Annotated in this window: 27 protein-coding genes and 1 pseudogene; 16 read left to right on the forward strand and 12 right to left on the reverse strand. The window is 67.4% G+C overall.

The features are described 5' to 3' along the window. From H7I57_RS11470 to H7I57_RS11480, 3 genes are all read right to left on the reverse strand, one after another. Positions 1-621 (reverse strand): DUF7159 family protein (locus H7I57_RS11470; protein WP_504928637.1); only part of this gene is annotated, 621 nt, incomplete at its 3' end. Positions 622-745: 124 nt separating this feature from the next. Further along, positions 746-2,983, reverse strand: a complete 2,238-nt coding sequence (locus H7I57_RS11475; RefSeq protein WP_264023623.1) for an NADP-dependent isocitrate dehydrogenase — start codon at positions 2,981-2,983, stop codon at positions 746-748. A 166-nt stretch (positions 2,984-3,149) separates the two neighbouring features. Then, positions 3,150-3,542: a DUF4267 domain-containing protein gene (locus tag H7I57_RS11480; protein ID WP_264023624.1), complete on the reverse strand. Its 393-nt coding sequence runs from the start codon at positions 3,540-3,542 to the stop codon at positions 3,150-3,152. A gap of 364 nt (positions 3,543-3,906) precedes the next feature. Here H7I57_RS11480 and H7I57_RS11485 point away from each other — a divergent pair, with 364 nt between their 5' ends. The 3 genes from H7I57_RS11485 (at position 3,907) to H7I57_RS11495 (ending at position 6,317) form a co-directional block, all read left to right on the forward strand. After that, positions 3,907-4,146, forward strand: coding sequence for a DUF7218 family protein (locus H7I57_RS11485; protein WP_264023625.1), 240 nt, complete (start codon positions 3,907-3,909; stop codon positions 4,144-4,146). Positions 4,147-4,219: 73 nt separating this feature from the next. Beyond that, positions 4,220-5,302, forward strand: coding sequence for a M42 family metallopeptidase (locus H7I57_RS11490; RefSeq protein WP_264023645.1), 1,083 nt, complete (start codon positions 4,220-4,222; stop codon positions 5,300-5,302). Positions 5,303-5,615: 313 nt separating this feature from the next. Continuing rightward, a complete protein-coding gene (locus H7I57_RS11495) occupies positions 5,616-6,317 on the forward strand; it encodes a PAS and ANTAR domain-containing protein (protein ID WP_264023626.1) in 702 nt (233 codons plus the stop codon). Here the strand turns inward: H7I57_RS11495 and H7I57_RS11500 are convergent. Continuing rightward, positions 6,314-6,631 (reverse strand): hypothetical protein, encoded by a 318-nt coding sequence (locus H7I57_RS11500; RefSeq protein WP_264023627.1) that lies wholly within the window; start codon positions 6,629-6,631, stop codon positions 6,314-6,316. The two genes, H7I57_RS11495 and H7I57_RS11500, sit on opposite strands and share 4 nt — an antisense overlap. Before the next feature lie 130 nt (positions 6,632-6,761). Between H7I57_RS11500 and H7I57_RS11505 the strand changes: the two genes are divergently transcribed. Beyond that, positions 6,762-7,460: a VldE C-terminal domain-containing protein gene (locus tag H7I57_RS11505; RefSeq protein ID WP_372510190.1), complete on the forward strand. Its 699-nt coding sequence runs from the start codon at positions 6,762-6,764 to the stop codon at positions 7,458-7,460. A gap of 2 nt (positions 7,461-7,462) precedes the next feature. On the opposite strand, the gene H7I57_RS11510 is transcribed toward H7I57_RS11505, so the two are convergent. Then, a complete protein-coding gene (locus H7I57_RS11510) occupies positions 7,463-9,532 on the reverse strand; it encodes an alkaline phosphatase family protein (protein WP_264023628.1) in 2,070 nt (689 codons plus the stop codon). Positions 9,533-9,886: 354 nt separating this feature from the next. Between H7I57_RS11510 and H7I57_RS11515 the strand changes: the two genes are divergently transcribed. Next, positions 9,887-10,177 carry an ANTAR domain-containing protein gene (locus H7I57_RS11515; RefSeq protein ID WP_264023629.1) on the forward strand — a complete coding sequence of 97 codons (291 nt, stop codon included), beginning with the start codon at positions 9,887-9,889 and terminating at the stop codon, positions 10,175-10,177. A gap of 4 nt (positions 10,178-10,181) precedes the next feature. Here the strand turns inward: H7I57_RS11515 and H7I57_RS11520 are convergent, their stop codons facing one another. After that, positions 10,182-10,880, reverse strand: coding sequence for a GntR family transcriptional regulator (locus H7I57_RS11520; RefSeq protein WP_264023630.1), 699 nt, complete (start codon positions 10,878-10,880; stop codon positions 10,182-10,184). Next, positions 10,877-11,404, reverse strand: a complete 528-nt coding sequence (locus H7I57_RS11525; protein WP_264023631.1) for an HD domain-containing protein — start codon at positions 11,402-11,404, stop codon at positions 10,877-10,879. Before H7I57_RS11525 ends, H7I57_RS11520 begins: the two co-directional genes overlap by 4 nt. A 110-nt stretch (positions 11,405-11,514) precedes the next feature. Here H7I57_RS11525 and H7I57_RS11530 point away from each other — a divergent pair, with 110 nt between their 5' ends. From H7I57_RS11530 to H7I57_RS33715, 7 genes and pseudogenes are all read left to right on the forward strand, one after another. Next, positions 11,515-12,630, forward strand: a complete 1,116-nt coding sequence (locus H7I57_RS11530) for a TIGR03364 family FAD-dependent oxidoreductase (protein WP_264023632.1) — start codon at positions 11,515-11,517, stop codon at positions 12,628-12,630. Positions 12,631-12,632: 2 nt separating this feature from the next. Further along, positions 12,633-13,316, forward strand: a complete 684-nt coding sequence (locus H7I57_RS11535; protein WP_372510193.1) for a phosphonatase-like hydrolase — start codon at positions 12,633-12,635, stop codon at positions 13,314-13,316. A gap of 3 nt (positions 13,317-13,319) precedes the next feature. After that, positions 13,320-14,360 carry a 2-aminoethylphosphonate ABC transporter substrate-binding protein gene (locus H7I57_RS11540; protein WP_264023634.1) on the forward strand — a complete coding sequence of 347 codons (1,041 nt, stop codon included), beginning with the start codon at positions 13,320-13,322 and terminating at the stop codon, positions 14,358-14,360. Position 14,361: 1 nt separating this feature from the next. Next, positions 14,362-15,531: an ABC transporter ATP-binding protein gene (locus H7I57_RS11545; RefSeq protein ID WP_264023635.1), complete on the forward strand. Its 1,170-nt coding sequence runs from the start codon at positions 14,362-14,364 to the stop codon at positions 15,529-15,531. Continuing rightward, positions 15,528-16,421: a 2-aminoethylphosphonate ABC transporter permease subunit gene (locus H7I57_RS11550; protein ID WP_264023636.1), complete on the forward strand. Its 894-nt coding sequence runs from the start codon at positions 15,528-15,530 to the stop codon at positions 16,419-16,421. Before H7I57_RS11545 ends, H7I57_RS11550 begins: the two co-directional genes overlap by 4 nt. Further along, complete coding sequence (locus H7I57_RS11555; protein WP_264023637.1) at positions 16,396-17,193, forward strand: ABC transporter permease; 798 nt, start codon at positions 16,396-16,398, stop codon at positions 17,191-17,193. Before H7I57_RS11550 ends, H7I57_RS11555 begins: the two co-directional genes overlap by 26 nt. A 75-nt stretch (positions 17,194-17,268) precedes the next feature. Continuing rightward, a pseudogene (locus H7I57_RS33715) lies at positions 17,269-17,370 on the forward strand (three-helix bundle dimerization domain-containing protein); the annotation flags it as partial. On the opposite strand, the gene H7I57_RS11560 reads toward H7I57_RS33715, so the two are convergent. Next, entirely contained in the window at positions 17,354-17,617 is a 264-nt protein-coding gene (locus H7I57_RS11560) for a hypothetical protein (protein ID WP_264023638.1), read from the reverse strand. The pseudogene H7I57_RS33715 and the gene H7I57_RS11560 sit on opposite strands and share 17 nt — an antisense overlap. A gap of 61 nt (positions 17,618-17,678) precedes the next feature. Here H7I57_RS11560 and H7I57_RS11565 point away from each other — a divergent pair, with 61 nt between their 5' ends. After that, the gene (locus tag H7I57_RS11565; RefSeq protein WP_264023639.1) at positions 17,679-18,179 is read left to right on the forward strand and encodes an SRPBCC family protein; all 501 of its coding nucleotides are present in this window, start codon (positions 17,679-17,681) and stop codon (positions 18,177-18,179) included. 32 nt (positions 18,180-18,211) lie between these two features. Here H7I57_RS11565 and H7I57_RS11570 read toward each other — a convergent pair whose 3' ends face one another. Then, a complete protein-coding gene (locus tag H7I57_RS11570; RefSeq protein WP_264023640.1) occupies positions 18,212-18,652 on the reverse strand; it encodes a hypothetical protein in 441 nt (146 codons plus the stop codon). Positions 18,653-18,821: 169 nt separating this feature from the next. On the opposite strand from H7I57_RS11570, the gene H7I57_RS11575 reads away from it, so the two are divergent. Then, positions 18,822-19,526 (forward strand): hypothetical protein, encoded by a 705-nt coding sequence (locus H7I57_RS11575; RefSeq protein ID WP_264023641.1) that lies wholly within the window; start codon positions 18,822-18,824, stop codon positions 19,524-19,526. A gap of 443 nt (positions 19,527-19,969) precedes the next feature. Here H7I57_RS11575 and H7I57_RS11580 read toward each other — a convergent pair whose 3' ends face one another. The 3 genes from H7I57_RS11580 to H7I57_RS11590 form a co-directional block, all read right to left on the reverse strand. Continuing rightward, entirely contained in the window at positions 19,970-21,337 is a 1,368-nt protein-coding gene (locus H7I57_RS11580; RefSeq protein ID WP_264023648.1) for an APC family permease, read from the reverse strand. A 140-nt stretch (positions 21,338-21,477) separates the two neighbouring features. Then, positions 21,478-21,669: an integrase core domain-containing protein gene (locus tag H7I57_RS11585; protein ID WP_264023642.1), complete on the reverse strand. Its 192-nt coding sequence runs from the start codon at positions 21,667-21,669 to the stop codon at positions 21,478-21,480. Positions 21,670-21,880: 211 nt separating this feature from the next. After that, positions 21,881-22,048: a DDE-type integrase/transposase/recombinase gene (locus H7I57_RS11590; protein WP_372510192.1), complete on the reverse strand. Its 168-nt coding sequence runs from the start codon at positions 22,046-22,048 to the stop codon at positions 21,881-21,883. Positions 22,049-22,440: 392 nt separating this feature from the next. On the opposite strand from H7I57_RS11590, the gene H7I57_RS11595 reads away from it, so the two are divergent. Next, positions 22,441-23,310, forward strand: coding sequence for an alpha/beta fold hydrolase (locus H7I57_RS11595; RefSeq protein WP_264023643.1), 870 nt, complete (start codon positions 22,441-22,443; stop codon positions 23,308-23,310). Between the two features lies 1 nt (position 23,311). Next, positions 23,312-25,054 carry a fatty acid CoA ligase family protein gene (locus H7I57_RS11600; protein ID WP_264023644.1) on the forward strand — a complete coding sequence of 581 codons (1,743 nt, stop codon included), beginning with the start codon at positions 23,312-23,314 and terminating at the stop codon, positions 25,052-25,054. The last annotated feature ends 240 nt before the right edge of the window (positions 25,055-25,294 follow it).

Here is a 25,294-nt window from a genome sequence, read left to right on the forward strand (position 1 = left end):
GGCCGCGGGCGCTGCGGGCGGGGCCGCAACAGGTGCGGGCCCGGCCTGCTGCCCGGACCGGGCCGGGGTGGATTCCGCGGCTGCGGTCTCCGGGGCGTCGGGCGCCGGCGATGCGCCCACGAACGCGTACAGGCCGACCCCGACCACCGCCGCCACGAAAACCGCCGCGGCCGCACCCATCGGCACCCGGGAGGTCCCCATGGGCACCCGCGAGGCGAGCCGGTGGAACACGCTTCTGCTCTCGTCGGCGTTGACGTCGGAGCGCGCCGCACCGTACGCCAGCGCCAGGTGCGGGGCCAGGTGGCGGGCGGTCTTGTTGCGCCCGTTGCGCGCGGCGTCCTGGGTCACCGTCTCCACGGTCTCGAAACCGAACAGCCGCAGTTTGGTCCTTAACCGGATGCCGTGCTGGCGCGCTTCGTCGGTCCACGTCATCCGCACGCCCTCGATGTCGTGCTCGGTTTGCACGTCAAAGGCCTGCACGCTGCGCGCCGTCGCCCTGGCTATCTCCTGCAGGGAATCGAGCGCGACGACCTCTTCGGCCAGGATCTTGCCGTTGACGGTGTCAACGAGCACCCACACCGCGCTCGAGGCGGTGAGCGACACACCAAGTACCAGACGCATAGCTACTCCCAGACGACGCCAGCCGATATTTGCTCTCTATCGGCAGGTCTCCGTCAGATGTTACGCACGTCACAAAGCAAATCGGCGCAAAGTCGCAAACACGGGAGATAGCTGGCGGGGGCGCTCAGCCCTGGGCGGCCTCCAGGGCGTCGTTGAGCGTCTTGCTCGGGCGCATCACCGCGGTGGTCTTGTCACGGTCGGGGTAGTAGTAGCCGCCGATGTCCGCCGGCTTGCCCTGGGCCTCGTTGAGCTCGGACACGATGGCGTCCTCGTTCTCGCTGAGCGCCTCGGCGAGGGGTGCGAAGTGCTCGGCCAGTTCCTTGTCGTCGGTCTGCTCGGCCAGTGCCTGCGCCCAGTACAGCGCCAGGTAGAACTGGCTGCCCCGGTTGTCGAGCTCACCGGTCTTGCGCGACGGACCCTTGTCGTTGTCCAGCAGCTTCTCGGTCGCGGTTTCCAGTGTCTTGGCCAGCAGCTTGGCGCGGTCGTTGCCGGTCTTGTCGCCCAGATCCTCGAGGCTGGCACCCAACGCGAGGAACTCGCCGAGCGAATCCCACCGCAGGTGATTCTCCTCCTGAAGTTGGTGCACGTGCTTGGGTGCCGAACCGCCTGCGCCGGTCTCGTACAGCCCTCCCCCGGCCATCAACGGCACGATCGACAGCATCTTGGCGCTGGTTCCCAGCTCCAGGATCGGGAAAAGGTCGGTGAGGTAGTCGCGGAGGATGTTGCCCGTCGCGGCGATGGTGTCCTGGCCGCGGATCACCCGCTCGATCGTGTACCGCATCGCCCACACCTGCGGCATGATCTGGATGGTCAGGCCCTCGGTGTCGTGGTCCTTGAGGTAGGCCTTGACCTTCGTGCGCAGCTCGGCTTCGTGCGGGCGCTCGGTGTCCAGCCAGAACACCACCGGCATGCCCGACAGCCGCGCCCGGGTGACGGCGAGCTTCACCCAGTCCCGGATCGGTGCGTCCTTCACGATGGGCATGCGCCAGATGTCGCCGGCTTCCACGTTCTGCGTCAGCAGCACCTCGCCGGTGTCGATGTCGACGATGTCGGCGACGCCGTCCTCGGGGATCTCGAAGGTCTTGTCGTGCGAGCCGTACTCCTCGGCCTGCTGAGCCATCAGGCCGACGTTGGGAACGGTGCCCATCGTCGTCGGATCGAACTGGCCGTGGGTCTTACAGAAGTTGATGATCTCCTGGTAGATGCGCGAGAAGGTCGACTCGGGATTGACGGCCTTGGTGTCCTTGGTCCGGCCGTCGGCGCCGTACATCTTGCCGCCGAGGCGGATCATCGCGGGCATCGACGCGTCCACGATGACGTCGCTGGGTGAGTGGAAGTTGGAGATGCCGCGGGCCGAATCCACCATGGCCAGTTCGGGCCGGTGCTCGTGGCAGGCGTGCAGGTCACGGATGATCTCTTCGTGCAGTGACGCCGGCAGCGACTCGATCTTGCTGTACAGGTCGGACAAGCCGTTGTTGACGTTGACGCCCAGTTCGTCGAACAGCTTCTGGTGCTTGGCGAACGCGTCCTTGTAGAAGACCTTGACGGCGTGGCCGAAGACGATGGGGTGGCTCACCTTCATCATCGTCGCCTTGACGTGCAGGGAGAACATCACGCCGGTCTTGTACGCGTCCTCCATCTGCTCCTCGTAGAAGTCGCACAGCGCCTTCTTGCTCATGAACATGCTGTCGATGATGTCGCCCTCGTCCAGCTTGACCTCGGGCTTCAGGACGATGGTCTCGCCGCTCTTGGTCTGCAGCACCATCTTGACCTTGCGGGCCTTGTCCAGGGTCATCGACTTCTCGCCGTGATAGAAGTCGCCGTGCTTCATGGTCGCCACGTGGGTGCGCGAGGCCTGGGACCACTCGCTCATGCTGTGCGGGTGCTTACGCGCGTACTCCTTGACCGCCTTGGGCGCACGGCGGTCCGAGTTGCCTTCGCGCAGAACCGGGTTCACCGCGCTGCCGAGGATCTTGGAGTAGCGCTCCTTGATCGCCTTCTCTTCGTCGGTCTTCGGCTCCCCGGGATAGTCCGGCAGGTCGTAGCCCTTGGACTTCAACTCCTTGATGGCGGCCAGGAGCTGGGGCACCGAGGCGCTGATGTTCGGCAGCTTGATGATGTTGGTGTCCGGCAGCTGCGTCAGTTCGCCCAACTCGGAGAGGTTGTCGGGCACGCGCTGCTCTTCGGTCAGGCAGTCGCCGAACTCGGCGAGGATGCGCGCCGCCACCGAGATGTCACTGGTCTTGACGTCGATGCCCGCCGCCTCGGCGAAGGTCCGGACGATGGGCAGGAAGGCGTAGGTCGCGAGCATCGGCGCCTCATCGGTCAGCGTGTAGATGATGGTCGGCTGCTCGGCGCTCATGCTGTTTTCTCCCGGCGTCAGTTCGGTCAAGTTCGAGGAAGTCCCGCGTGCTCACGGTGATCTGTGAGTGGCTACCAACGTAGCGCAGCGGCCCGGTCACCGGCGTCGTCGGGAGCGCTCAGCCCGCTCCCCCGGCGCCGCGACCGGCGCAGCCGGTGCCGGCGACTCAATCGCCGGCAGGTGTGCGGGCGGGCGGGCGCCGCATCGCGCCCCACAAGCCGACACCGATGCCGACGACAGCGCCGCCGAGGCCGATGATCTGCTGGGGTCGGGTGAGGCCGTCGTGGACTCGGGAACCGCCGAGCAGATCGGCGGCGTCGGCACCCCCGGAGGCGAGGAACCAGCCGCGGGTGTCCTTGCCGCGCAGCGCCGCCGCGGTGAGCAACCCGCCGATGAGGGCGTCCCGATAGCCCATCGAATGCAGCAGCAGCTGCGCCGAGGCTGTGGGTTCCCGGGAATCGCCCCAGAGCCGGTTCGCACGGAGGGGGTCGACGAGGAACGAGACCCCGGAGGCAAGGCGGATACTGCCCGCGACGAGCGCGGCACGATCGATCGGCATGGATGGCAGCCTAGGTTTCCGCCGCGCGGCGCGGGTCGGATTGGGCCGCGGTCCAGGCGACGGGCCGAGACAGCATCGAGATATCGCCCGATCCGGCAGCGGATCCGGGGACGTGGACCTCGTCTGGGCCGGCGAGCCCAAGCGCGCGAAGGAGTGGATCGCCCACGCGCGCATTCCTTCTCGTGCGGCCGGTCGGTGTCGTCAGTGGCCGCCGACATCACTGCTCGCCGATTGGGCCCTGCCGGACCAAGGCGAAGCGCCCACGACGAGGTGGCAGCGCCATCCATCACGTCGGGGCAAACGAGAGGGCGGTGTTCCGTCGGTGAAACCGGGTATCCGGAACCATCAAGGAAGGGAGTCCGTCGTGGCCAAAGATCATGGGTCCAGCGTCAAGAACGACGAGCAATATGAGGGACTGCGGAAGAAGGGCATGAGCAAATCCCGGGCGGCGGCGATCGCGAATTCGCCCGGCGCCTCCAGCAGAGGAGGCAAGAGTTCGGGGAGCAGTCAGAGCAGCCGCAGCAGCGGCAGCGGCAGCGGCAGCGGCGGAAACCAGTCGCAGAAGAAGGCCGCGGGCCGCAAGGGCGGAAAGAAGTCCGGCTGACGTGCCCAATCGGCAGCAGCGGGCTCCGCTCGATGATCGCCGACAAGCGGTGCCCGACCTCGGCGGCGGCGCGTTGAACCAACAGTTGCTTCAAGAGCTTCTCTGGGCGTACGGGCCGCCCGGCCAGGAGGACGCGGTCCGCGACATCTGTCGCCGCGAACTCGAAGCGTGTGTCGACCGAACCTGGGTCGATGAAGCGGGCAATCTGGTCGGTCTCATCGGTGGTCGGAGCAGCAAGGACGGGCAGGGCGTGCCCGCGCTGCGCGTCATGGCCCACATGGATGAGTTGTCGATGCTGGTGAAGCGTGTCGAGCCTGACGGTTCCCTGCGATTGACACCGCTGGGGACGATGTATCCGGCAAATTTCGGTCTCGGCCCCGTTGCCATCCTCGGCGATCACCAGACGTTGTGCGGGGTCCTCTCGTTGGGGTCGGAACACACCACGAAGGAGAGCCGGCGGATCTGGGAGACCAAACCTGACCAGGGGGACAAAGCGCTCGACTGGTCTCATGTCTACGTGTTCAGTGGGCGCACGCCCGAGGAATTGGCAGCCGCAGGCGTGCGGCCGGGGACGCGGGTCTGTGTCGAGAGAAGCAAGCGGACATTGGTGGAATTCGCCAACTACCTCGGGTCGTACTTCATGGACGACCGAGCCCCTGTGACCGCGCTACTGCAGACGGCGCATGCGCTGCGAGAACGAGAGCAGCGACCGCCCGCGGATGTCTACATCGTGTTCACGACCAGTGAGGAGATCGGCGGAGTGGGAGGCTCCTACGCAAGCCGCACGTTGCCCGGAGACCTCACCCTTGCGCTGGAAGTAGGTCCGACCGAGGCCGAATACTCCACCAGCGTCAGCGGTGGGCCGATCATCGCCTACGGCGACGCTCAGTGCATCTACGACAAGGACGTTGCCGACCGATTGCTGCACATTGCCACCGAGCTCGGACTCTCCCCTCAGCCCGCCGTGCTGGGGGCTTTCGAGTCCGACGCATCTCATGCGAAGGCAACCGGACTGGCGCCCAAAGCGGGACTTCTGTGTCTGCCGACGTCGAGCACCCATGGCTACGAAGTGATCGCGCGCGAAGCCATCCCGGCCATGACCGCGGTATTGGTCGAGTTCGTCCGAGCCTGGCGGGGAGACCGGCGAACTGATTGACGAGCAGTCCCGATGATCGCGGCGAGCATGTACCCATCCAAAGCCTGCCGACGCCGACCCGCGGCGAGTCCGTCGACCTTGCCGTGTTCGACCCGCTGCGTCGCCTACCCTGGGGAGAGCATCGGACGGTAGCGAGGCTGCGTTGAATGCCCGGTGTAGGTGATGCGGGTACCGGCCATTGCGTTAAGCAGCAGCGCAGCCCCGCATCGCTGACCGGGGGAACCGATGCCGTCACGACCCGTGACCGCATCCAGGAAATCCGCCTCACCCGAGGCGGCGGTGGGGAATCTGCCGTGTCCGTGGAGGAGCCTTCGTGGATGCCGAATCGATAGAGCAAGCAGCGCTGGGCGTCGACGACGGGGCGCCTCTCGCCGGCTGGTTCAACTTCCATTTCGAGGACGAACGCTGGGAGTGGTCCCCGGAGGTGGCCCGGATCCATGGGTACGCTCCCGCCGAATGCGTCACCCCCACAACTGATCTCGTGATGCGCCACAAACACCCCGACGATCGTCCGAAGATGGCCGCGATGCTCGAGCTTGTTCGACGCACCCGCCAGGCCATCAGCACCCGGCACCGCATCATCGACGCCACGGGGGCGACTCGCGATGTCATCGTGCTCGGCGAGCACCTGCACGACGAGACCGGCGCAGAGGTCGGCATACACGGCTTTTATATCGACGTGACCCCGATCGGGCAGGACGGCCCGACGCCGGAGCGCGACTACCAGCGGGACATCAGCGCCGCGGTGTCCGAGATCGCCGAATCCCGCGGACCGATCGAGCGCGTCAAGGGCATGCTGATGCTGGCCTACCGAATCGACGAACATCGAGCCTTTCAGCTGCTCCGGTGGCGCTCGCAGGAGACGAACGTCAAGCTGCGCGCCCTCGCGATCCAGCTGGCGGTAGATCTGGTCGCACTCGAGTACGACGAGACGTTGCCGTCACGGTCGTCGGTCGATCGACTGCTCCTGACCGCTCACCTGCGCGTCGGCGGCAGCTCCGCGGTTGCGTCCTAGCTGCCGGCCGTCGGCTGCGGCCGCCTGAGCACCCACGCCGGGGCCCAGTGCGTCACCGTCTGATTCTCGGTGCCGTATCTGATCGGGTACGTCACCAACCCCCACCATCCGCCATGTTCACCGAGGGCCCAATAGGTGAGCCGACCCTCGACGACGGTGTCCATCTGCAGGCCGTTGGGGTGGTACCTGCCGCAGCCGTGGGGCTCTCTCGGGAACAGCGCGACGAGGTCGATGAGCACGGGGGCGGGGGGATCCACGGGACGGAACACCTTGGGCAGGGGCTGCCCGCCGTATCCGATCCGCTGCAGTCCCATTGTTCGATCATATGTTCGATGTCGTCGTGGGTGCTACGTGCCGCGGCACGTCGTGAGGCGTTGGGTAGCGTCGTACCCGTCCCGGTCGCGCGGGTGCCGTCCACACGGGGCGACACGGAGATGGCGAAGATTGCCCGAAGGCGTCGGCTACGACATTAAGGTGCTGTTCGTGCGGAGAAACGTGTTAGCCAACGGGCGAGGTCGCGCGTTGGCGATCGTGCTCTCGCTGGTCGTCTCCGGCGCGATGCTGCACGCCCAGAGCACGAAGCCGCCGCTCACCGCCGACAAACCCGTAGAAACCCCGGCGGCTCAGGGCCCGCCCCCGGATGCCGCCGCGCCGACCACCGCCAGTCCCACGGAGGCGGAATTGCTGGCGGCGAGCGCACCGATCGATGCCCGCGTCTTCGATCTCGCTCTGCCCACCGGCGTCACGCCCGAGGGCGGCCTGCAGAGACACACCATCTGGGCGGCCCGTGCGATCAGCATGATGTTTCCGGAGATCACCACCATCGGTGGGTACCGGCAGGACCCGTTGCCATGGCATCCCAACGGGTTGGCGATCGACGTGATGATCCCGAACCACGGCACCGACGAAGGCATCGAGCTGGGCAACCAGATCGCCGGACTGGCACTGGCGAACGCCCGACGATGGGGGGTGCTGCACGTCATCTGGCGACAGGGCTTCTACCCCGGCATCGGTGCGCCGAGCTGGACGGCGGACTACGGAAACGAGACCGCCAACCACTACGACCACGTCCACATCGCCACCAACGGCGGCGGCTACCCCACCGGGCGCGAGAAGTACTACATCGGATCCATGCAGCCGTAGGCTCAGACCGCGATCGCCGGCTCGCCGCACCACCAGGCCGCCGCCGATCCCCGACCGTCGCCGCAGGCAGCGGCCGCATCCATGGTGGTCGCCTCCTCCGGTGTCGACGGGAACGACGGCGGGGCTGGCGACCACAGCGGGAAGATGCGGGCGCCGGTCACACCGGTCAGCCGGGCCACGATCTGTGCAACGACATTCGTTGCGACATAGGCGATGTCGCCGATGAGCTGCACCGGCAGGATGGCCACCCTGGCCAGCAGGCTGATCAGGAAGATGTCCTGATCGGCGATCGCCTGCAGCGCTGAGGTGAACTGGTTGGTGAACCCGAACACGAAGTACGGCACCGAGGTGGCGATCGTGCGTACCCCCAGCGCGAGTTGGCTGCCGATGTCGGGGTAGCCGTACGTGGCGATCGCGTCCAGCAGTTCGTCCCGCAACGCCTCGTCGTTGTTGGCCGGGAACTCGTTGCCACCGTCGAGTTCGGTCACGGACACGCCGTCGCCGTCGACCGGCGGCGGGCCTCCGAACAGCGTCATCACGGTCGGTGTGACGTCGACGATCTGGTACTGCAGGTTGATCGCACCCTCGGCGAAGATGTCGGGGTTCTCGACGATGACGAATGTCGATGTCTCGTCGGGTGACTGGAAGCCGTGGCCGAGGCCCTGCTGCGGCTGATGGCCGTGGTCGGTGACCATGATGATGGTCCACTGCTCGCCGGTGGCGGCCTCCCACGCGTTCACCGCGTCGAGGATCTCCCCGAGGTTCCTGTCGAAGTTGAGCAGGGCGTCGGCGTATTGCGGCGATGCGCCGCCGTACAGATGCCCGTTCTCGTCGACCCCGACGAAATAGCTGAAGACGAAGTTCGGCACGTCGGGATCGGCGGCCGCGATCACCGCCTCGGTGTGGTCGCCCACCGCGTCGTCGGTCAGCAACCAGTCGGTGTCGCCTTCGATCTGGGAGACGAAGCGGACGTCGTCGGCGGGCATGGAACCGCCGTCGGCGATGGCGGCGATGACGTCCCAGTTGGCGATGGCCGTGGTCTGGATGGCCGAGTTGTACGCCTCGAGCTGGTTGAACACCGTCGGCCACCTGTCGTACGTCCACGGGGTGAAGACGTTGTTGATCACGCCCGTCTTCTCACCCCACGCACCGGTCAGGATGGATGACCACGACGGGTTGGAGATCGTGGTGTGCCCGGCGATGCTCGCCGCGGCGGTGGTGCCGCTCTGGATCAGCTCGAAGAAGTTGGCGTTGGCGGGATCGGCGAGCACCCTGCTGAGGTTCGCACCGTCCACACCGATGAGCAGGACGTTCGGCGACGGGTCCGCGAGCAGCGTGACGGCCTGCTGAGTCGATGCGGTTGCCTTGCGGCGCAAGGTGTTTCGCTCCAGCTCGTCACGCACCGCACCCAGCGCCGCCAGCATCACCGGTGTCTGGACCGGTGGCACCTCGGGGCCGGGCTGCGCCAGTGGCTGCAGCCCCGTCGACACGAACTCAGCCGAGACGACGGTTACCTCGGTGGGCTCCGGTGCAGCAGGTGCTGGCGAAACCGCAGGCGTCACCGGGACCTCGGCCGCGGTCGCCGTGGCACCGGTGACGACGTCGGGTGTGCTTTCCCCGGAGTCGGTGGACTGGCTGACATTCGCGGTCAGCGCCTCCGCGTCATCGGCGCCGTCCGCGACCTCGGCAGAGGTTGTGCTCGCCGGTTCCGGCGATGAGTCGCGGTCTCGCTGCGTCGCCGGTTCGGGGTCCTCGTCGCCGGCGTCGTCCTCAGGGTCCTGCTCGTCGTCACCGGTGTCGGCAGCGTCATCGGTGTCGGCAGCGGCGTCCTCGTCGGCATCGGCATCTGATGCATCCGAGGTCTCGCCGTCCTGCGCGCCGCCGTCGGAGTCCGTACCCCCGCTTGTCGACGTGGCCGACGACGAGGACGTACTCGACGACGTATCGCCGGCGGATGACGACGAACTCGTGGGCTCGGCGGAGGCGACCGCCGGTGAGGTTCCCAGGGCCACCCCCACGCCCAGGGTGATCGCCAACGCCCCTACTCGACCGATATGCCTGGCGTACCCCATGGGGTTCCTTTCGACGACTCGCGCCCGCGCCGCTGTTGCCGTGGCCGCATGGCTGGCTCACACCTCTCGGTGGATCTGCTGGGGCGTAAATTACGCCCTCGCCACGGTTCGTTGCCCGCGAATCGCCGAGTTGGTCACGCGCGCTTCCGATGCCTCGGGTGCCACGCGGAGTCGCGCAGAAGTCTCAGGCCGTTGAGGCCGGGGGTGATCACGACGTCGGCGGTGTCGAGCGCGGGGTAGGACCCGGCGACCAGACGGCGGTGTCGACCGGCGCGTGACGGTGCCGGCGCATTGTCAACATTTCGACACCCTGCGTTCAGCTGTGCGACGCGGTTTCGGTGCGATGCTGGGCTCATGCTTGATCACGGTGCCGGTAGCAGTCGAGTCGTCCTCAAATGGGGACGCGTCCCCGAGGGACGGCGCGTCCTGGATCTGGCGGAGGGAATCCTCATCGGACTGCGCCGGTATTCACCCGAGGCGGCGTTCGGCGAGTTGCTCGCGGTAGCGCACCGCAACGACATCACCGTGTCCGCGGCCGCCGCCACGTTGGTGGGGCTCGCGACTGGGTTCACCGACGCGGCGGACTTTCATCCGTCGATCGCTCAACAGGAATGGGGCAGCCTGCTTCCCGCGACAGCCGGCTGACGGGTCAGCCGTCGGTGAGCAGGGCCTCGAACGCCACCCGGTCACCGCGGTACAGCGCGCGAACCACCTCGATCGGGACGCCGTCGCTGTCGACGGATCGGCGGTTGAGCAGCAGCATCGGCATCGCGACGGTCGACTCCAGCAGCGCGGCCTCCCGCGGTGACGGCAGGACGGTCTCGATGCGCTCGGTCGCCGAGCCGAAGACGACCCCTCGGGCGCGGATCGCGGCGTACAGCGATGTCGTCGGGTCGAAGTCGTCGGCCAGATCGCCGAACCTGTGCAGGGGCAGGTAGGTGCTCTCCAACCCGATCCGCACGTCGTCGGCGAGCAGCACCCGTTCCAGGTGCATGACCCGCTCGGTGGGTGAAACAGCAAGTGCGGCAGAAACTTCGGCGTCAACGGTGACGTTCTCCCATGTCGCGACGAGGCGTCCCGGGCGACGGCCTGTGCTCAGCGCGCCCTCGGTGTAGGACTTCAGCGACAACGGCTGCACGAGTTTGGGCCGGGAAACCACGGTGCCCCGGCCCCGCCGTTCGATACGTCCCTCAACGAGCAGTTCGTGGACGGCTTGGCGGACCGTCTCCCGCGCGACCCCGAAGTGCGCCGCCAGCTGCCGCTCGGGCGGAAACGCATCGCCCTCCTGCAGCCCGTCGAGGATGTCCTCGAGGCCCGTGCGCACCAGGTAGGGCTTGGGGTGGTTCATCGCGCCAGGCGGTGCGCGAGGTCCAATACGTAACCGATCGGGGCGCCGACGGCCTCCGGGTCCTTGGCGGCGTCGTCGTAGCGGCGCAACCGTAACGCGTCGCGATGCCAAAGGTGTGCAACGAATTCCGGGTCGACATCGGCGCCGCCCTGGTCAGCGAGCGAGGTCACCGACGTCTCGCTCAGGCTAACCGCGTAGCCGGGCTCGGTGGCGACCAGATACCGCTTGGCCGCCACGTGAGCCGCTGCCAACCAGCCGACTCGCGCTCCGAATCGGGGAACGATCCATCGAGCGGCCAGCCCGGAGTGGTCAGGGGCGTGCGGCCCGCCGAGCAGTGGACTGTGCCCGATGTCGTGCAGCGCCGAGGCAAGCACCAGTTCGTCGTCGGCGCCGTCGTCGATGGCCCGCGCTGCAGCCTGCATCGCGTGGTCCCATTCATCGACTGCTTCCTCGTCCCAGATTCCCCGCAGTGACGCGAGGACGGTTGCGGTCTCGGCGCGGATCTCGTCGGCGCGGGTCGGCATGGCGCCGACCATACCCCAGATTGGTCTATACCAATTGTTCATCGCCCGTTCCCGTGGCCCACATCAGGCGATAGCGGGACCGACGCCCTGGCCGAGTTGTCTCGACGACCATGCGGGTCACGATCGTCGGCGGCGGCATCCTCGGCACTGCTCACGCGTGGCAGGCCGTGAGTCGTGGCCACCACGTGACCCACCTGGAACGGGAGACCGAAGCCCGGGGAGCGACCGTGCGCAACTTCGGACTGGTGTGGGTGTCCGGACGATCCTCCGGCGAGCTCGACGCCGGCCTGCGATCGCGCGCCCTGTGGGAGGACCTCGGCAACGAGGTGCCCGCCATCGGCTTCCGTCCCTGCGGTTCGCTGACACTCCTGCGCACCCCCGCCGAGGTGGCCGTCGCCGAGGAGGTGTGCACGCGCGCCGATGCGGGCCGCCGCGGATTCCGGGTCGTCGAACCCGCAGAAGCCCGCCGTATCAACCCCGCGTTGCGCGGCAAATTCGTTGCCGCCCTGCACTGCTCCCGCGACGGAGCCGTCGAGTCCCGGCAGGCACTGCCCGCGATCCGCGCGTCCCTGCAGGCCACCGGGAGGTATACGTTCCTGCCCGCGACCGAGGCGCGGGCAGTCACGGGCACACGGGTCGTCGACGACCGCGGGAACACCCAGGACGCCGATGTCGTGATCGTGTGCGCCGGCGCCGCACACGGCGGACTGGTCCGCGAGCTCGCCGGCGACATCCCCGTGCGACGGGTCCGGCTGCAGATGATGCAGACGGCACCGTTGGACGAGCCGCTCACCACCGCGATCGCCGACGGCGACAGCATGCGCTACTACCCCGCCTTCGCCGGTAACGCGCTGGACGCGCTGCGACGCAACCAGAATCAAGACCTCGTCGCCGACGAGCACCGCATGCAACTGCTGTGCGTGCAGCGTCTCGACGGCGGTCTCACGATCGGCGACACCCACGAGTACACCGAGCCGTTCGGCTTCGACGTCACCGAGGCCCCCTACGACTACCTGGCCGGCGTCGTCGAGGAACTGCTCGGCCGGCCCCTGCCGCCCATCCGGCAGCGGTGGGCGGGCGTCTACAGCCAGTGTGTGGACCCGGGCCGGTTGGCCTACCGGGAACAGGTCGGCGACGGCGTGTGGGTGGTCACCGGTCCCGGTGGCCGTGGCATGACGCTGGGCCCCGTCATCGGTGAGCAGACAGCAGACAGGATCGGACTATGAGCATGCGTGACAACGGAATACAGTTGGCGGTCATCGACATGGCCGGCACGACGGTCGTCGACGACGGGCTGGTGGTCGGGGCCTTCGAGGCGGCGGCCGACGTGGTTGGCCTGCCGTCGGCCGGACCGGAGCGCGATCACGCCCGCGGGTACGTGCTCGACACGATGGGCCAGTCCAAGATCACCGTCTTCCGGGCGCTCTTCGACGACGAGGCGACCGCGCAGCGGGCCAACGCAGCGTTCGAGGACGCCTATGCGGCACTGATCGGCGCCGGTCACGCCGAGCCGATACCCGGTGCCGCGGAAGCACTCTCCCGGCTGCGGGCCGGCGGGATCAAGGTCGCGCTGACCACCGGATTCTCCCGCGCCACCCAGGCCAAGCTGATCGCTGCTCTCGGCTGGCACGATCTCGTCGACCTGGTGCTGGCCCCCGGCGACGGAATCCGGGGCCGCCCCTGTCCGGACCTGATCCTCACCGCACTGCTGCGCACCGGCGCCGACAGCGTGCGCTCGGTCGCCGTACTCGGTGACACCACCAGCGACATCGAGAGCGCGCTGCGGGCCGGATCGGCCATCGCGGCAGGCACTCTCACCGGCGCCCATGACGAGCGCCAACTCGTCGCGGCAGGCGCCACCCACATCGTGCCGTCCGTCTGTGACTTCACCGATCTGCTCCTGAAAGGCTGATACATGAAACTACGCACCACCATCGCGGCGGTGACCGCGGTGGCCGTCGGCATCCTCACCGCCGCCTGCGGCGGCACCGGAGGCTCCGGTTCCGGCGCCGGCACCACCCTGACCGTGTACAGCGCCGACGGCCTCGGTACCTGGTACGAGGCCACGTTCGCGAGGTTCACCGAGGAGACGGGCATCAACGTCAACCTCGTGGAGGCAGGCTCCGGCGAGGTGGTGTCGCGCGTCGAGAAGGAACAGTCCAACCCCCAGGCCGACCTGCTGGTCACCCTGCCGCCCTTCATCCAGAAGGCCGCGCAGTTGAATCTGTTGCAGCCCAGCGGAGCTGACACCAGCGGCATCGCCGCCGACCAGGTCGGGCTGGACGGCAGCTACATGCCGATCGTCGACAACGCGCTGAGTTTCATCGCCAACCCGGGCGCGAACCCGCCGCCGGTCGCCTGGGACGACCTGCTCAAGCCGGAGTTCAAGGGCAAGCTGCAGTACTCGACACCCGGCCAGGCCGGCGACGGCACCGCCGTCCTGGTCCTGCTGCAGCACCTGCGCGGCAAGCCGGGCGCCCTGGAGTACCTGAAAGCGTTGCAGGCCAACAATGTCGGACCGTCGTCGTCCACCGGCAAGCTCCAGCCCAAGGTCAGCAACGGTGAACTGCTGGTCGCCAACGGCGACGTGCAGATGAACCTGGCGTCCATCAAGGACGACGGATCCGAGTTCACCATCTTCATCCCGGCAGGTCCCGGCGGGAAGCGGACCAGCATCTCGCTGCCCTACGTTGCCGGGGTGACCGCCGGGGCGCCGCATCCCGACGAGGCTAAGCAATTGCTCGCGTTCCTGATCTCCGAGGACACCCAGAAGACCGTCGCCGGTGAGGCGCTGGGCATCCCGGTGCTCGAGTCCCTCAAGGACACCGGTGCCCCCGAGCCCAACACCCCGGGCGCGGTCCTCGACGGCGTGGAGGTCTGGGTGCCCGACTGGGACGCTGTGCTCGCTGATCTGGATGCCGACCTGGCCGCATACCAGCAGGCCACCGGCAGCTGACATGGCCGACACCCGCGTCGCGTCGGTCGGACGGACCCTCCAGCCCACCAGGGTTCAAACCGGCACTCCGGCAATCGTTTTCGACCGGGTCGGGGTGTCCTACGGCCGCGGCGGCAAGGCCGCCGACGCCCTGGTCGACTTCTCGCTGCGGGTGGCCGCGGGTGAGACGGTGGCGCTGCTGGGCCCGAGCGGATCGGGAAAGTCCACCGCACTCAACGCGCTGGCCGGATTCGTGCGGCCGACCTCGGGCGCGGTGCGGTTGGCGGGACGCGACGTCACCGATCTGCCGCCGGCGCGTCGCGGGATCGGAGTGGTCGTGCAGTCGTATGCCCTGTTCCCGCACATGTCGGTCGCCGACAACGTCGGGTTCGGCCTTCGCGCCCAGAAGGTGGCGCGTCGGGAGGTCATGCCGCGTGTGTCCGAGGCGCTCGACATGGTCGGGATGGCCGGTTATCAGAAGCGCCTGCCCCGTGAGCTGTCCGGCGGTCAGCAGCAGCGGGTTGCGATCGCTCGGGCGCTGGCGATCCGGCCCGCGGTCTTGCTGCTCGACGAGCCGCTGGCCGCCCTCGACGCGCAACTGCGGCAGTCCATGCTGGCCGAACTGCAGCGCCTCAAAGAGGCACTGCCGGACACGGCGATGCTCTACGTCACCCACGACCAGGCCGAAGCACTGGCCCTGGCCGACCGGATCGTCGTGATGAACGACGCCCGGCTGATGGACGTCGACACGGCCGAGAACCTGTGGAAGCGTCCCCCCACCAGCTTCACGGCCGCGTTCCTGGGCGGGGCCAATCTGCTGCCGTGCACGGTGGGCCGGGTGATCGGCGATTCCGCACTGGTCACCGTCGGCCCACGGACCGTCAACGCCGAGGCCCCGCAGCCCGACTTCGGGCACCCCGACTGGGGCCCGGGCTCCCCGGCGCTTCTGTGTGTGCGCCCGCACGCGCTGCAGGTCGTCTCGACGCGGGAACGCGGCGCGCTGCAGGCCACGGTGATGGCGGCGGTGTGGCGGGGTGCGGTCACCCGGCTGGTGCTCGACGTCGACGGGCTGCCCGACGTGCAGGTCGACGTCGACGTGCCCGGACACACCCCGTTCGAGACCGGCAGCGTCGTCGGGCTGCTCCTCCCCCAGCCCGCCGGTGTCCTCGTCTGCACGGAAAGAACTCCGTGACAACGCTTCTCGAGGCGCCGACTGCCGCGTCACCACCGACCAGGCCGGCGCGACGCGGGAAGGCCGCCCTATGGGTGCTGCCGCCACTGGCGCTGGTGCTGCTGGTGGTGCTCTATCCGCTGCTGCGGGTGTTCTGGGAGTCTTCGGTCGGCGGCTCCTGGGGCGAGGTCCTCGGCTCACAGGTCTTCCGCGACGCGTTGTGGCGGACGGTGGTGATTGCGGCGACCTCGACGCTGGGCTGTCTGGTGCTCGGCACGTTCCTCGCGATCGTGTTGGCGTTCGTTCCGTTTCCGGGGTCGACGGTGGTGGGCCGGCTGATCGACACGGTGCTGGCGCTGCCGTCGTTTCTCATCACGCTCGCGTTCACTTTTCTCTACGGCAGCGCCGGGGCGGTGAATGCCGCCATCTCGGCGGTCACCGGATCGTCCTCCCCTCTGCTGGACTTCCTCTACACCCCGGCCGGGGTGATCACCGCCGAGATCACGTTCTTCACGCCGTTCGTGGTGCGGCCGCTGCTGGCGGCGTTCGCGCTGATCCCGCGCGCCCAACTCGACGTCGCGGCGAGTCTGGGCGCGTCACCGTCGATGGTGTTGCGCCGTGTGGTGATGCCGGAGGCGTGGCCCGCGTTGGCAGCGGGTGGCGGCCTCGTTCTGCTGTTGACGCTCAACGAGTTCGGCATCGTGCTGTTCACCGGAGCCAAGGGTGTGATGACCCTGCCCGTGCTGATCTACACGCGCGGGATCGTGACCTTCGACCTGCCCGGTGCCGCGGTGATCGCCACCGTCCAGGTGTTGTTGTCGCTACTGCTCTACGGTCTCTACCGCCTCGCCTTCAGCCGGCTCACCGCGGGGAGAGGGGTGGGCGATGCTGCTGTGGAGCCGACGCAGTAGCGCCGTGGTGCTGGCCGTGTTCGCGGTGGCGGTCCTGGTGGTGTTCGTCCTGCCGCTTGGCACCGTCGTGGTGGCGGGTCTCGCCGGATCGTGGACCGGACCCCTGCCGTCCGATCTTGGCCTCGCCCGGTTCGGTGACGCGCTGTCCGGGGAGGATCTGGCCAGCCTGTCGGTCAGCCTGCAGACGGCGTTCCTCGCCGGCGGCACCGCGCTCGTGATCGGGACGTGGGCGGCGTTGGCGGCGCGTGAGGCGCCGAGTTGGCTCCGGAAGATCACCGACGCGGTGTTCCATCTGCCGATCGCCGTGCCGTCGGTGGCGATCGGCCTGGGTCTGCTGATCGCGTTCAATTCGAAGCCGCTGCTGCTGGGCGGAACCCGCTGGATCGTCGTCCTCGCCCACACCGCACTGGTGTTGGCGTTCGCGTTCAGCGCCGTCTCCGCCGCGCTGGACCGGCTGGATCCCGCCTACCGGCAGGCCGCGGAGTCGCTGGGCGCAGGCCCGGTGCGGGTGCTGGTGAAGATCACGCTGCCGCTGCTGCTGCCCGCGCTGGGCGCTGCCGCCGGGCTCGCCGTGGCGCTGTCGATGGGTGAGCTCGGCGCCACGGTCATGGTGTATCCGGCGACGTGGAAGACGCTGCCGGTGACCATCTTCGGGCTGACCGACCGCGGGCAGGTGTTCCAGGCGGCGGCGAGCACCACACTGCTGCTGGCCGTCACTCTCCTGGCGTTGATCGTGCTCGGCCGGATCCGGGGTCGGGCCGCGCTGCGCTGACCGGGGATGTGGCACGTGCGGGCGTCTCGACGACACCTGACGTTCGTCACAAGCTCATCGCGTTGACCGAACAGCAGATCGCAGTACGCGCGTTTCGACGGTCGACCCATCCGGGACTTCGTTCCCCTGTTCGTCGAGCGTCGCGCCGCAGCGGAGCTGGTCAAGCTCGACGCCTGACCTCGCCGTCGGAGAATCGACGTTCCAGCGCCGCCAGCATGCGGTCGATGGCCCGAATCTGGCGCTCCGCCATACGAACACACCGACGATGGTGACCTATCGCTGTCGACGGCCCCGTGGTCATCGACAGGGTCAGTCTCTTGACGTGGCCGGTCACCTCCGCCAACAACTCGGCACGCTCACGCGACAAGAACTCCTGAAAGTAATCCGCCTGCAGAGCGTCGGCCGCCCGACTCGGTTCGTGCATCGGACCAAACTAGCGCCCGGCGGTTCGATGAATCTTCCGGCCGCCGGCAGTCGGTACAGGCATGACTGAAGAAACCATGGTCGCGAGAACCGTCATCAACGCGGCGGCCGACACCGTGTTCGACCTGCTGGCCGATCCTTCGACCCACGCGTCGATCGACGGCACCGGATGGGTGCGCAAGCCTGTCGACGGCGACCGTCTCACCGGAACCGGCCAGATCTTCCGGATGGGCATGTATCACGACAACCACCCCAACAAGGACTACGAAATGGCGAACCGGGTCGAGGTGTTCGATCGGCCACGTGCCATCGCGTGGCAGCCCGGAGCGGAACCGCGCCACATTCCCGGTCGGCAAGGATTCGACGACGACGCCCCCGTCGAGTACGGCGGGTGGCTCTGGCGCTACCACCTCGAGCCGGTCGGGACCGACCAGACCGAAGTCACGCTCACCTACGACTGGTCGCGGGTGCCGCGCCCTCGCGATATCGAGTTCCCGCCGTTCCCCCGGCAACACCTGGACAACTCGTTGACGCACCTGGCTGAGCTCGCCGAGCGAGGGTAGGCCTCGGCTCCACCGAGCGGCATCTGCGGAGGTCAATGGTCGTGGTCGAACACGACGAGCGTGTCGACGAGATCACCGTCGACGAAATACGCCCGGCATGTGAACGGGTCACGCAGCGCGCCGCCGACTTCGCTGGGAACCTCGACAACACCGCCCACACTGCGCACGCTGATGCGGGAGTGGTCGATGCCATTGAGGGACCCGCCGCTCAACAACGCGAACAGGTCCATGACTTCCGGGTCCAGTCGCGTGTCCGTCACGGTGATGTCGGAGACTTTCGCTGTCGACGGTGTCACCATCCGCGATACCACATCCCGTTCACACCGCTGCTGCGCTGCATGCTCGGGGGTGTCCACGGATGTCGAGTCGGTGGTTCCGGCGTCTCGCGTGGTGATGGCCACTGCGGCCAGGAGCGCGCCGCACATCACCGCGGCCGCGAGAAGCAGCACACGTGTCTTTCGTCGAGCTCCCACGTGCGCCGGCTCCCTCTACAGCGAGGACAGAATCGCCTTCATCGTAACGATCGCCGCTGCCCCCAACGCCACCAGCGTGAGCCGCGGGTCGGCTCACTGCGAATCTGACATCCGAACGTTATGGCCTGGTGCTTGTCCTGCTTCGCCGCCGATCGGCACCATCGGGGCAATGACTTCCAGGGCAGTATCAGGAACCGACAGCAGGCTGGCTGCCCGCGCGGCGGCGACCGCGTCGCTTGGCGCAGCGGTGATTCATTTCGCCGTCACGCCGTCCCACTGGGAGAGCTGGCTGCCCTCAGGAGTCTTTTTCGCCTCGATTGCGGTGTTTCAACTGATTTGGGCGTTGCTCGCCTGGAGCCGCCCCCCGGCCGTGCTTTTCGCTGTGGGGATCATGGCCAATGCCGGTTTCGCCGCACTGTGGGTCTGGTCGCTGACCATGGGTGAGCCCTTCGGCCCGAACGCCGGGCAGCCGGAAGCGGTACATGCCGCCGGCATATGTGCGCTGCTTCTCGAGTGCTACATCGTCATGGGTGCGGCATGGGCGTGGTTCAGAGGCGACCGGGCAGAGCCGGTGTCGAGCTTCGGAAGCGCACTGATTCTGCTCGGCGCCCACACCGTCGTCGCCGTTGCGGTGACTGCAGGAGTGGCTTCGGGCCTTCAGGGCCATGACCACCACCACGGGTCGGACGAGGCCCAAGGTGAACACCAGGCCCCGCACAGCGAGCACGCGGACGGCCACCACGACCAGTCGGAGCCCGCCGTTCCGATGGATGTCCAAGTGACGCGACCCGCTACGGCACCGCCGCTGCCCGGACCCGCCCTGCCTCAGATGGAGGCTCCACACGACGCCGGCGGGGCGCACCACCACGACTGACGGCCCCCGCCGGACCGTTCGAGGTCCGTCCAGGACGACATCTGCAACCGAGCACGCTGCCATGCCACCCCCGGCTGCCTATTGCTCGCCACCGTTTCCTGCCCCTACCATTGGCAGTGTTGGTACCGCAGCCAGGTCGGGCTGCAGTCGGCCGTTCTCCCGCCGCCGGCTAGCAATTGCCAAGAGCTAAGCCGGCTAATCGATTCGCTTCGTTGATCGAACCCCCTTCGTCTCCGCGGCGTCGCCGCGAAGGGCGGGGTAAGCGTGCAGTGGACTGAACTTGGCTGAATACAACGTCCACCGCACAGGCAGATGAGGGACTCAGCCCCGTGTGTTAAGCAGCCAGCGCCTGCCCTCATTCGCCGACCCCCAGGCCCTCGCCCATCGCGTCGCCGTCGTTCTGAGCGCATGCATCTGCTGGACCGCCATACGGAAGACATGGCTTAGCGGGTGGCCGTCGCCTTCGGAATCGGCGCAGACTCCGAATGCCCGATGCCCCGCGGTCGGCCGGCCCGAATCCACAGCACATACAGTCCGGCGGCGATCAGTACGGCCGATGCGATGGAGACAATGGGCTCCCCTCGAGTCACGTTGATGACCAGCGTGAAACTCACTGCGGCGGTGCCCGTCAGATTGATTGCAAGGGAGCCGAATCGCCTCTGCTGCCACGAGAAGCGGCACATGGAGACCAGGCCGGCGTGGAAGGCCACGAACACGGCCGCGGCGTAGAAGAGCACCAGTTCCTGGTCGCGTCCACGTGCGGCCAAGGTGACCGCGCCCGCGGCGAGCATGAACACCACGACACCCCAATACGGCGTGTATCCGCTGTTGGTCCGGCCCAGCCAGGCGGGCAGGATCCCGGCGCGGGTTCCGTCTGGGTCACGCCGACGTGCCAGCGCTTTCAACAGGCCCGGGCCGGCTTGGAAGGAGGAACTGGCCGCCGATAGCAGCAGCAGTGCGGTGGCGAGTTGGAAGGCGGCGAACACCGGCGGGGCGGTGGCGATGCGTGCGAGTTCGGCGATCTGCGTGCTGTCGGCGGGCGGGACGCCGATGCGCAGATGTACCAGTTCGGCAGTCAGGGCCAGGGTGAGAGTGCCGACGATGATCAGCGTGAGCCACAACGTAATCCGACCGAATCTGCGGCGGCCGGGATCGTCGAGCTGCCCGAGCTGTGCGATAGCCGACGACGGGGCCTCGATACCCGTGGCGAGTGCCATGGCTACCGGGAATGCGAGTGCGACCGCCAAAGGTGGGCCATGCCCAGGGGCGGCGTTGACGGGCGGACCTGGCAGTGGCGTGACGAAGAGCCCGCAGATGAGGACGACCACGGTGAGGGCGACGAATACGACTGTCATCACCGCGAACACGACGCGGCCCCGATGGCCGAACCACGTGACGGCAGCGACGCCGGTGACCAAGAGCAGAGCGATCAGGGGACGGAGGTCCGCCAGGTTGGGGAAGAACGCGATCACCGCAGAGGCGGCGGCGGCGCAACTGATCGCGATGGTGAGGACGAAGTCGACGATGAGTGCGCCGACGGGGATGAATGCGCTGGCTTCGCCGAATGCGTCGGCCGCCGCCGCGGCCGCGCCCCCACCTTGCGGATAGCGGCCCACTATCTGGTGATAGTTGACGACCAGGACGGCGACGATCGCAACGACGAGAGCCATCGTGGGTAGCAGCATCGCGAGGTTGCCGTCCAACGCACGCAGGGCCGCTTCGATCGCGTAGGCGACCGAGGACACCGGGTCTGCCATCACGGCGAAGGCGAATGCGAAGAGCAGCGCCGCCCGGCGGGTGTTGGCCGACATCACGCGGCCCACCGTAATCCAGCAATGAACTGGCGTTGAACTTCCATCGCCCGGGGCGCCGTCGGGAGCGCTGCAACTAGGACTTGAACATGCGATCACCTGATGACCCGTCCCGTTGAGGCCGAGACTGTTCTCGTTGATCACCCTGCTCTTGGTGGGGTGGTTCTGTGATCGTGGTAGAGCGTCTCGGCGGCTTCGGGGGTGAAGTCGGCGAGGTATTCGTGGGGGCGTTCGGTGTTGAACCAGACGACCCATTCGGCGGTCGTGAGTTCGACCTGGTACGTGACGCCAGGGGCCTTTCCGACGGATGAGTTCGTTCTTGAACGACCCATCGACGACGGTGTGGAGCCTCGGTCGGCTCAGTCGGCGACTGCATTGGACAACGCGCTCGCCGAGACCACCGTCGGGTCCGCTCGGTGAACGCCACCGAGGTGTGTTGACTGTCGGCGTCACTGTGGGCAATCAACCCGCGCAAGCGGGTGGTGCCGTTCTGGGCGCGGGCGAACAAGGCATGCTCGGTGGCGTCGAGAACGAGGTCGGTGGTCATCGATCGGGCGGCCCGCTAGCCCGGACGCGGCGACTGCAGGCGTCGATGACGAATGCGACGTAGACAAACCCCGTCCAGGTCGACACATAGGTAAAGTCGGCCACCCACAACCGATTTGGGGTCGCAGCGTAGAAGTGTCGGTCGACCAGATCGGGATACGGCACATGATTGTCATCGGCAGCGGTGGTCTTGTGCTTCGATCCGTACCGCGCGCCACGATCTCATTGGCCTGACGCAGCTCGGCAATCTCCTTGCGCAGCGCCTTGTTCGATGCGAACCGGCCAGCAACCGCTTCGAGCACATCTGGACGCGGCCGCCGGGCACCGCGGGCCGCGGATCGACTGCGGTGTCGAGCATCATGCGGTTATGCCTCACCACCGACTATTGGCTATCGGGTATGGGACTTCGGGCCCTACCCCGCGGGCTAGGTGCCGTGATTGCATAGAGAAACGGTGTCGGCTGGGTGGAAGGCCGCGGTGCCGGAGCTGAGTGGCTGGCCGCCGCGGTCGGCACCAGGCTGTTGTTGTGCAGCGCGGCGGTATCGTAATGACCACAGATGCGAGGGCGGATTGCGTTGGAGAGCTTCGACTTCCGGGGATTGTTGATCACGTATGAGCACACCGGGCAGGGTGAGCCGGTGATCATGCTCCACAACGGTGGCTCGTCGCACGCCATCTGGAAGGAAGTAGCGAACAGACTCGCCGGCAAGTACGAGATCTTCGCCCTTGACCTGCTGGGGTTCGGCAACTCGGCCAAGCCCGGCGCGGGCTACACCCTGGACAACTACGTAGCGATGCTGGAGGAGTTCGTCAGCTCACGAGGGTTGGAGAAGGTCGCGCTTGTAGGCAACTGCATGGGTTGCGCCATCTCCCTCGCGTTCACCGAACGCCATCAGGACAAGGTGAAGGCCCTGGTGCTGTGCAACCCGCTCACCGAGTCGACCTTCCTGGGTGGCTGGTTGGGACCGTTCCTGTGGATACGGGAGCGGCTGCCGGCAATCAATCGGCAGGTGTACCGGTTGCTCGGGCAACTGAAGCTCACCAACGGCATTGGCTCAGCCGCCACCCTGTTCCAGCTGGGGCCGCGCGGCCGAGCCCTCAAGCTCCAGCGCAACCCCGAACTCGCCGGCAGCTACACGGCCACTGGCCAGCTGGAGTCGCTGCTCGGAGTGCTCGACGACCTGGAGAATTACTCGGTCATCGACAACCTCGCGCCGCAGCAGGGCTTCCCTCCCATCTGCACCATCTGGGGGCTGAAGAACAAGATCGTCTCACCCAAGGCGGGACGCCGCCTGAATTCGACCCTGCACCCCGCACGCCAGGAATGGCTACCCGAATCCGGCCACCTGCTGATGCTGGAGCAGCCGGATGAGGTCGCCTCGATCATCGACGGGTTCCTACAGGCCGCCGCGGCGACGCACGCCTGAGATGGAGCCGTTCCCCGACGACATCTTCAACCTCGCCGACATCGTGTTGCGGGTAGCGCGTGAGGACCCTGGGCGCATCGCGGTCATCGAGCTGGACGGCTGGGAAGGCTACGGCACGCGCCGCTACAAGCGCCACACCTACGCCGAGCTGTCGGCCGACGCCGAGTCGGTCGCCGTGGGGCTGCGCGAGATGGGCATCGCCGAGATGACCCGCATCGTCTGCATGTCGCCGCCCAGCTACGAGACCTGCGTCGTGGGCGTGGCCCTCACGCGGGTGGGCGCCTTGTCCATCTGGATCGACCCCGCGGTCGGCTATCGCAACGTTGCGGAACGGCTCAGCCGCGTGAAGCCGGAGGCGTTCCTGGGCCCCGCGCTCGCGCACCTCGGACGGATCACGTTCGGATGGGGTCCTCGAGACCTCCGGAAGCTTGTTCTCACGGGAAGCCCACTCGTTCCGGGAGCCCGCACTATCACCGGGTTTCCACCCTTCCCGGGCGCGCGATCGATCAGGTCGCTGCGAAAACAAGCGCCCGCTGAGCCGCAGCCGCCAAGAGTCGGCCCGGACGATCCGTGCGCCGTTCTCTACACCACCGGCAGCACCGGGCCGGCGAAACCGTCGCTGTACTTGCATCGCAACTTCTGTCAGGTATTCCGCAACGCGCACCACAGCTGGCGCTGGGATCCGGACAACGAGGTCCCGGTGGATATGGCCGTCTTCCCCGCGTTCCTCTTCATCCCCATCAGTGCCGGCGGCACGATGGTAGTGCCGCCCATCGACTTCGCGCGACAAGGCCCGGCCGAGGTGAATTCGACCGCTCTGATCCAGGTCATCAACGACTGCAAGGTCGGGTCGTTTTTCGCCGCGCCGATCCTGATCGAGAACCTGGCACGGGAAGCGCTTGCGCGCAACCTGACGATGCCCTCTCTGAAACGAGTCATCGGGGCCGGGGCGCCGGTCTCCGGTCCGGTCGAAAGAATGCTCGGCGCGGTCATGGCGCCCGACGGAGAGTTAGCGGCGAACTACGGAGCCACCGAGGCGATGCCGTCGACCGAGATCGGCAGTCGCGAGCACCTTGACAGCGTGTGGAACATGACCGAGCAGGGTGCCGGCATCTGTGTGGGTTACGCCCTGCCGGGCGTCGAATTGAAGATCATCGACATCGTGGACGGTCCCATCGACTCCATCGAGGAGGCGTCGGAGCTGCCCACGGGGCAAGTCGGCGAAATCCTGGTGCGGGGCAAGCACGTGAGCCCCGAGTACTACCTCGACCCCGAGAGCACGCGGAAGAACAAGGTGCCCGACCCACAAGGGGCCTGGCAGCGCTTTGGGGATGTCGGCTACCTGGACGCGCAGGGCAAGCTCTGGGTCTGCGGTCGGGTGTCGCAGCGGGTGAAGGCAGATGGCGGGACCGTATTTCCGCTGCAAGTGGAGCCGCTCTTCGACGCTCACCCCAAGGTGAGGCGAAGTGGACTGGTGGGAGTGCCCGCACCGGTGGGCGAGCTGCCCGTCCTCTGCGTCGAGGTCGAGCCCGACGTTGGTAATAACGAGCTCGCCGGTTTACGCCGAGAACTGCTCGAGCGGGCTGCAGATTCTCAGATGGCGAACAAGATCCATGCCATCCTCTTCAAGCGCAGGCTGCCCGTGGATCCGCGCCACAACTCCAAGATAGAGCGCCCGCAACTTGCTAAGTGGGCCGCCCTGCAATTGTCGAGACCGCGCCGACGGCGTGAAAACCGCCTGTGACCTGCTATCTCTCTGTCGGGCTGACAGGATTTGAACCTGCGACCACTTGACCCCAGGAAGCAGCGGTGGTGCGTTTCCCCAGGTCACCAGCGGTTCCAACAGCCTCTGGGTGGCGTGTGACGTTCACGGGCGCGCAGGTCGTTTGTTGACCGTCTCTCGGGATGACGACGACGGGGTATGCGGTCGTCATTGAGCGTGCTGATGTGGCCTGTGGCGCCGTCGTCGGGTTGATCTTGTTCG

It is taken from the genome of Mycolicibacterium pyrenivorans (genome assembly GCF_025821625.1).
Taxonomy (GTDB): Bacteria; Actinomycetota; Actinomycetes; order Mycobacteriales; family Mycobacteriaceae; genus Mycobacterium; species Mycobacterium pyrenivorans.